Below are 7,066 nucleotides of genomic sequence, written 5' to 3'. Positions count from 1 at the left end.
GTATCGCGGCGGGACGCCGCTCCCACGAGGGACTTTCATCTTCCGGGGTGGATTGATGTTCCTTCCATGGCCGTTAGCCTTGGATCGGCAGGCCAATACTGAAGGGTTGAACTCCACATGAGCATCGCTTGCCCGAACGATGGCCAAGGCCGCCGACAGTGCTCGGGAGTTGTCGGGATGGTCGGGGGCAACAGCGATTGGAGTCATAGTGTACGAGCTTCCGGATGGCAGCGCGCCGGCTTGGGTTCGTCCGCGGTCACAGACTTTCTATTGTAACACCCGATACAGGCGCTCCCGACCGGCCCCGAACACCCCTTCGGAGTTAAGATGCGAATCTTTACGAGGTCCGCGCTCGGCCCTCGTGCCTGGGTGCCCTGATCTCATGGGTCTGTTGTTCGGGTATGGTCATGCTGCACTCTCGTTTTACCAGTCGTGTCTTGATGGTCCTGTCGCTCGCGCTCGGGCTTCTGCTCGCGTCCGCCTTGACGGCTCAGGCGGGGACCGCGTCCTCCGGTCCGATCGAGTGGGTGGCGACGGATGCCGCGGGTCAGGCGCGCGTTCCCCTCTATGTCTTTTGGTCCAAACAATGCCCCCATTGTCGCGAGGCGCTGCCGTTCCTCGCGCAGTTGCGCGATCAGGAGCCCTGGATCGAGGTCCGCGATTTCGAGATCACCAGCAGTCGCGAGCACACCCAGCGGTACGTCGAGATGGCCCAGGCACTCGGCGAGGACGCGCGCTCGGTGCCGGCGTTCTTCGTCTGCGGTCAGATGCTCACCGGGTATGACAACGCGCAGGGTACAGGCGCACGGATTCTCGGACTGGCTCGCTTCTGCCGTCAGGCGACCGGCGCCGAGGCTGCCGAGGCTGCCGTGGGTGCCGGTGCGGCGGCCGTCGCCGCTGACGCCTCGCCTCCGACGATCGAGGTGCCCTTCATCGGCACTTTGGACGCCGGGTCGCTGTCGCTGCCGCTGTTCACCCTGGTCATCGCCGGGCTGGATGCCTTCAACCCCTGCGCCTTTTTCGTGCTGCTGTTCCTGTTAAGTCTTCTGGTTCACGCCCGCAGCCGGGCGCGCATGCTGCTGATCGGCGGTACCTTCGTGCTGTTCTCCGGGCTGGTCTATTTCCTCTTCATGGCAGCCTGGCTCAATCTCTTCCTGGTGGTCGGCGGGGCGCCGGTCGTGACCACCATTGCGGGCGCGGTCGCGCTTGTCATCGGGGGATTGAACGTCAAGGATTATTTCTGGTTCAAGCAGGGTCCCAGCCTGTCCATCCCGGAGGGCGCCAAGCCCGGACTCTTCAAACGGATGCGGACACTGGTGACGGCGGATCGGCTGGGGACCATGCTGATCGGTACAGTCGTATTGGCGCTTGCCGCCAACAGCTATGAACTCCTGTGCACCGCCGGTTTCCCAATGGTCTTCACCCGCGTGCTGACCCTGCACGACCTGACCCCGGCCGCCCACTACGGCTATCTGGTCTTCTACAACCTGATCTATATCCTGCCGCTGCTGGCCATTGTCCTGGTCTTCACATACACCCTGGGGACCAGGAAGCTCACCGAGCAGCAGGGGCGGGTGCTCAAGCTGCTGTCCGGTTTCATGATGCTGGGATTGGGGCTGGTGATGCTGATCGCCCCGGACCTGTTGTCGCGGCCCTGGGTCGGCGCCTTGCTGCTGGGGACGGCGCTGATACTGGCCGCGAGCATTGCGTTGCTGGAGCGGCGGATCCGCTCGGCGGCGCCTTAGGCGATTGCCGCAAGCGCGTCGGTCCGCACCGCGGACCCAACGGTTAAGGCCGCGATCCGGCCTCGATCAAGATTCTGGCCACTTGGGCTCGCCGGGTGCGTAGTCAGGCCATCCTGGCCTGACACCGTCAGGGCTGGAAGCCCTGACTACGCACGCCGCTGGCCGGGATTACGATCAACGCCCGCGATCCGTAGGGTCCGCTGTGCGGACCGGCAGCCTGCGGCTGCGCTAAGTCCAGGTCGGGTGCCCGGACACGGCTTGGTCGCTTGACTCGGCTTGGATCATGTATTCGCCGCAATGAGGACATTTGATATCGTAGGGGTTCAATGCCCGTGTGTCATGAAAAGTCCAATAGGTGCCGAGCTTGAACAGACTGGTATCGCACTTCCAGCAGTAATTGCGAACGACGAGTTGCCCACAGTGCGCGTTGACACACTGTTCCGCCCGTGACCGACCGAGTGCATGTTGGGACTCGCTGAAGGCCACTCCCCGGCAGGACGGACAAAATGGGGCTGGCGTGTTGACCCCGGTGTCGGTGTTCAGATACAGGTGCATCATGATGAGCCGGATCAGCGGGTCGGTTGCGCCCGGACGCAAGAGTATCGCCCCAAAGCGATGGTCCGGCTGACCCTGATCCCATTCGGGCCGCTTCGCGGGATCCGGTGTGAAATGCCCGCCGCCATAGCGGCAATAGCGCTGCCACTCCTGGACCGAGTTCTGATCCCGACCGGGGTGCAATACGAACACGCGATTGCGGTCCTGTTCGTCATATCCCTTCGCCAGCAGGTCGGCTAGCTTGTCAGCGAGATTCGGTCCGAGTTCCGCGGAGCCAATCGGCACGAACTGGTTGAATTTGGCATCCATGACCAGTTTCGGGCGACCAGTGGGTCCGAAGGTTGCCATGTGCGTTGCTTCGGTTAATCGGGGGTCGATCAGGGTGATGACGAAATCCGGCGTGAGCGGTTTGCCGGCCATCAGCAGTCGCGGCTCATACTCCAAGAGAAGGGTGCGGTTCGCCGTCACATCATGGAAGCGTATGCTTAGTGTCTTGTCCTGAGTCCATTGACCCACGAGGGCGGTTAGCAGATCGCTTTGATAGCGCTCCTCCGGAACCAATTGAAACTCTTCCGTCAGCACGCGCACGATCTTGAGCAAACACCAGCGCTCGTAGACTCTCGGCAGATCCAGTATCCCCACCCTGTTCTCGTGGAAGAGTCGCTCCAACACTGAAAGATCGAGGTTGGCGGCTTCAAGTGCGCGCCGAAACGCCGCCAGCGCGCCGCGATAATCGGGATCCTGCACATAGGTCATCGAGCCGGTGGGAATCAGACTCGGGGTGCTCGTTATGCCAAGGTCGCGGGCACGTCTGAGCACTGGTGCCAGTTGTTCACCGAGGTCCTTCAGCGCGGCGGCCGTCTTTGTCCAGTGATCGGACTGAGCTTGGTCATGCTGGGCTCGGCGGAGTTCGGATTGCTGGTCGCGTTCCTGATTCTGTTGTTGTTTCTGGGTGAGCCTGCGGCGATAGCCGGGCTGTTCGATGGCCGTTTGTTCGCGAGCCAATCGCTGCAATTCTTCTTGGACTTTGCGCTCCCATCCCGACTCAAGTGCTGAAAGTTGCAGGACCTCATAGGTGACACAGGGGTACTGGTCATTGGCGTGAGACCAGTCAGGGTTAAACCTGCCGGACGCGGTATAGCTTTCGCCCTTCCTGAAAACCACTGCGACTGCGTCGCAATCCGCCCGAAAGACCAACCGCTGATTCTTGTCGGAGGGGAGCGGATGATCAGCCTCGTCAAGCCAGTCGAAAAAGCAGCCGACTTCGTTGTGGTGTCCTGTCTTGGGCACGCTTGTGACTCTGATTCGCAGGGTGATTACATCTCCATGATCGACCTTGCCTTTCAGCAACCGTGTTCGACGCTGTTGCAGCGTGGAAAACTGCTCCTTCAATTCCGCGATCTCCTGGCGGAGACGCTCGGGTGAGACTTGCGCCCCGCTATCCAACACCGTCGCGCGCCGCGCCGTCTCGTCCGCACGTTGCTGAAATTCCAGTGCACGGGACTCGGCCGCGCGCCGCAATGCCTGAATCGACAGATCCAGTCGGCTGGCCATACCGAGCAACTGACGGTTCTCCGGGGTGTCGAACGACGGTGCATGACCGCGGCCGGTCACCCGCCGCGGTGAACCGCGCAGGGCCAGATCCTGAAAGGTTCGGTTAGTCGGGCGCACCCGCTCCAACGACTGGGGTTGCAACTGCTCACGCAATTCGCAGTGGGGTCGGTTCAGGGCACGACGCACATAGCGGATATGGTCGCGGACCGCGGCAAGGTAATCCTGATTGACTCCGCCGGCGGGGCGGTGCGCCGTCACGGTGGTCGGGCTCTTCGTGTCGAGGATGAGTTGCCACAGCCCGGCTCGAAACTCGTCCACCAAGGTCTCGAACTCATCGGGACTGAAGCCCGGCATGGAAATCTGCAGGCTCACCTCATAGGCGCCAATCCGCAAGCGCGCCACGCCGGCATGATTTCGGGTCTGGGTCCCGTGGCCTTTCTCGATCCACCAGATGCGCGAGTCGTCGGCACCTACCGGGTGCAGCGGGCAGGGCGAACCGTCGGCGAGTATCAGCAGTGGCGTATCCTCTGTGTCCACCGTCACCCCAAGTTGACCTACCTGGCTGGGGCTGACCTCGGGATAAGCGAAAGTCTCTCCGGTATATACCCCGTGCCCTTCGTCGAACAACTGTATTGGCGAGCGGGCGAGTTCAATGCGCGACGGTGTATCCTTTTTTTCCCAGGTCACCCGAATGGTGCGAAGTTCAAACGGCGGCTGGGCCATGGTCAGGACCAGTAATTGAAAATGCCGTCATTGGCTTCCGCGCGCTTGATCAGTCCGCGCAGTTCATCCTTGGCATCACCCGCTGGTGCCGCCTTCAAACGCTCGGCGACATCCTCTTGAAACCTTGAAACCAGCGCCGCAACGGTTAAGTCGCCCCGTCGCGAGGGCTGTTTTCCATCAAATGAAAATCGCGGCAGCAGTTTTTGCTTGATGAGTTGGTTCAACACCAAGGCATCACATGCCTCATTCGAGTTCCCTGCTTCCAGGAGCGGACCGAGGTGTTGCCGGAAAGCCGCGGCTTGCCTAATCAATCGCAATCCGATCTCGATCCCCATGGGTTCCAGATAGCGATCGGCCCATTGCATCAGCGCCTGCGAAACCGCATCGGTCGTGTGGGGAGCGAACGGGGGGTAGGGCTCGCGCGGGAACTCGGTCGCGGGAATGCACACGCCGGTCTCAGGTAGCGGGCCGTCGCCGATCTCTTTGATCACTCGTTGCCAATAGCTCAGCGGGCTTTGAAATTGAATCACATGGGCACGGTCCAGCACCTTTGGCGAAAGGTAGTGGGTGGTCGCATCCATGTTCACCGTTCCAACAAAGCGGACATTCGTCGGAATAGGCAGTCGGGACGGCACCTTGAGCAAGCCGGCAACCATGCGGCGCAACCGGGCATGGGTGTTCAGAACGGATTCGCCATCGTCAAAACCGAGCCGGTCCTTGAGTGTGGCAAGGATCTCGCGATTTTTCGGAACGGCATCGAGACCTTGCCGCTCGGTGTCCGCGCCCGCATCCATCAGACTGTCGACCAGCAGCTTGAATTCGGCGTGCACATGCCCGGCTTCCTCATCCGCGTACAGTGCAATGGTCGGCGGTTCGTCGCGTTCTTCCAAAGCGGAGAGAAAATCGGCAAAATAATACTCGATACGCGCCAGATTCATCTCGTCGAGACAGATGATGTGCAACCGTTGTGGATCCTGTTGCGCGGTGAGGAGCGCATCGAGGAAGGGTGTGGTGAGATAGCTGCACTGCAGCGGATTGTAATAACCGATCAAGTCCTCGGCACTGGTCCAGTTCGGCTTGACCGGAATGATGTGTGCCACGTTCCCGGTCGCTTGGGCATAGGACTTGACGAGCATGGTCTTGCCTGAACCGGACAGGCCGGAAAGGATGACAAAGTCGCTGGTGAGCATCAAAGCATGGAAGGTGGCAAGCACTGCGCGCGGATAGATGATCTGTTTGCGGTACAGATAGCGCTGGAGGTGAGAGGCGAGTTGGGGATAACCTCCGTGCAGATCGGTGAGCGTCGGCCAGTCGCTCGTCTGCGTCGCGGCATCCGACTGGTGCAGACCAAGGAGTGTGGCGCGTTGCTCTTTGGTAATGAAGTGGAGTTCAAAGAGACGGTCGGCCTGGTTCCGGACAGAGTCGGTCAGTTGTTTGCTCTGATTTGCCAGACCCCTGAGCGACTCGTCATGACTGGTGCGTATTTCCGCAAGCTCATGCCGAAGCCGCTCGGTCTCCTGCTTACGAATTAAGCTGGCCAATGCGCGTTCAGCCTCGAATTGCGTCTCGGCTTGCTGAAGAGCATTGTCATGACTGGTGCGCATCGTTGCAAGCTCAAGCCGATGCCGCTCGGTCTCCTGCTCCCGGATCAAGCTGGCCGATGCGCGTTCAGCCTCGATGTCTGCCTTGATTTGTGCAAGGGCGTTTTCATGCTCTCTGCGTTTCGCCTGCGCATCTGCCTCGATTTCTTTGAGTTCTTTACGTTTAGCCGCCGCGTCGGTAGCGATTACAGCAACGCTGGCTTTTAATTCCTTTTCGTGATTTTCCAGGTCGGTGATGCGCTTCTGAAGGTCTTGACGCCGCTGCTCTGGCGGTAGGGTGCCGGTCGCGGCACCGCTCTTGTGCCCGGGCTTCCTTTCATTCATGTCGTGGTGTCGGAAATAATCGAAGAGTGTAAATGGGTCAGATACGCAAGGCGTCGTTGTCCTTTGAGATGTACCGACCGATACCTTGGTCCCGGAATCGAGATTTGGATCATGCTTGCGCGTCTGGCTCATCCTCCCAAGCAAAGGCGATCAAAGTGCGTGCGGATTTGCGGTAGGGCCGGGCAGCTTCGTGGATGCTGCTGATGAGGCCAGCAATAATAGTGTACTCGCGTGCCGCCTTCGGCTCGATGGCTTCGGCAAGCTCCTTGGGCGGTTGCCGGAGATTCTGTGCCAGGTCGCCGATGTCTTGGCAAAGGCCTTTGGTCGCGCGTTACCCCCAGCAATTCCAAATTTGGGCGGCATTGCGCGACCCCTGGTGGATGCGGCGCGCGCCACCGCCGTGCCGGGTCCCTGACATCGAAAAGCGCGCCTTATCCACCCTACAGCGGCGCCGGTTTTGTAGGGTGGATAAGCGCAGCGCATCCACCATCAGCCTCGCCGCCCAAACGCTGCTGACGGTGGCCACCCATATTTGGAACTGCTGACGTTACCCTCCGGTAACCG

4 protein-coding genes are annotated in these 7,066 nt (G+C 60.5%); 2 read left to right on the top strand and 2 right to left on the bottom strand.

Annotation, left to right across the window (positions count from 1 at the left end; translation table 11 throughout):
• Positions 1-407: 407 nt before the first annotated feature.
• Positions 408-1,745, top strand: coding sequence for a thioredoxin family protein (locus QZY03_RS12985; protein ID WP_295581649.1), 1,338 nt, complete (start codon positions 408-410; stop codon positions 1,743-1,745).
• A gap of 228 nt (positions 1,746-1,973) precedes the next feature.
• Here QZY03_RS12985 and QZY03_RS12980 read toward each other — a convergent pair whose 3' ends face one another.
• Together QZY03_RS12980 and QZY03_RS12975 are read right to left on the bottom strand one after the other, a co-directional pair.
• On the bottom strand, positions 1,974-4,577 hold the full coding sequence (locus tag QZY03_RS12980; protein WP_295581647.1) for a hypothetical protein: 2,604 nt from the start codon (positions 4,575-4,577) through the stop codon (positions 1,974-1,976).
• A gap of 2 nt (positions 4,578-4,579) precedes the next feature.
• On the bottom strand, positions 4,580-6,502 hold the full coding sequence (locus QZY03_RS12975) for an AAA family ATPase (RefSeq protein WP_295581645.1): 1,923 nt from the start codon (positions 6,500-6,502) through the stop codon (positions 4,580-4,582).
• 320 nt (positions 6,503-6,822) lie between these two features.
• Here QZY03_RS12975 and QZY03_RS12970 point away from each other — a divergent pair, with 320 nt between their 5' ends.
• Positions 6,823-7,047: a hypothetical protein gene (locus QZY03_RS12970; protein WP_295581643.1), complete on the top strand. Its 225-nt coding sequence runs from the start codon at positions 6,823-6,825 to the stop codon at positions 7,045-7,047.
• The last annotated feature ends 19 nt before the right edge of the window (positions 7,048-7,066 follow it).

This window comes from uncultured Lamprocystis sp., from assembly GCF_903933125.1.
Classification (GTDB): domain Bacteria; phylum Pseudomonadota; class Gammaproteobacteria; order Chromatiales; family Chromatiaceae; genus Thiodictyon.
The sequence above is the reverse complement of the archived record's forward strand: the minus strand, read 5'-3'. Positions and strand labels throughout refer to the sequence as shown.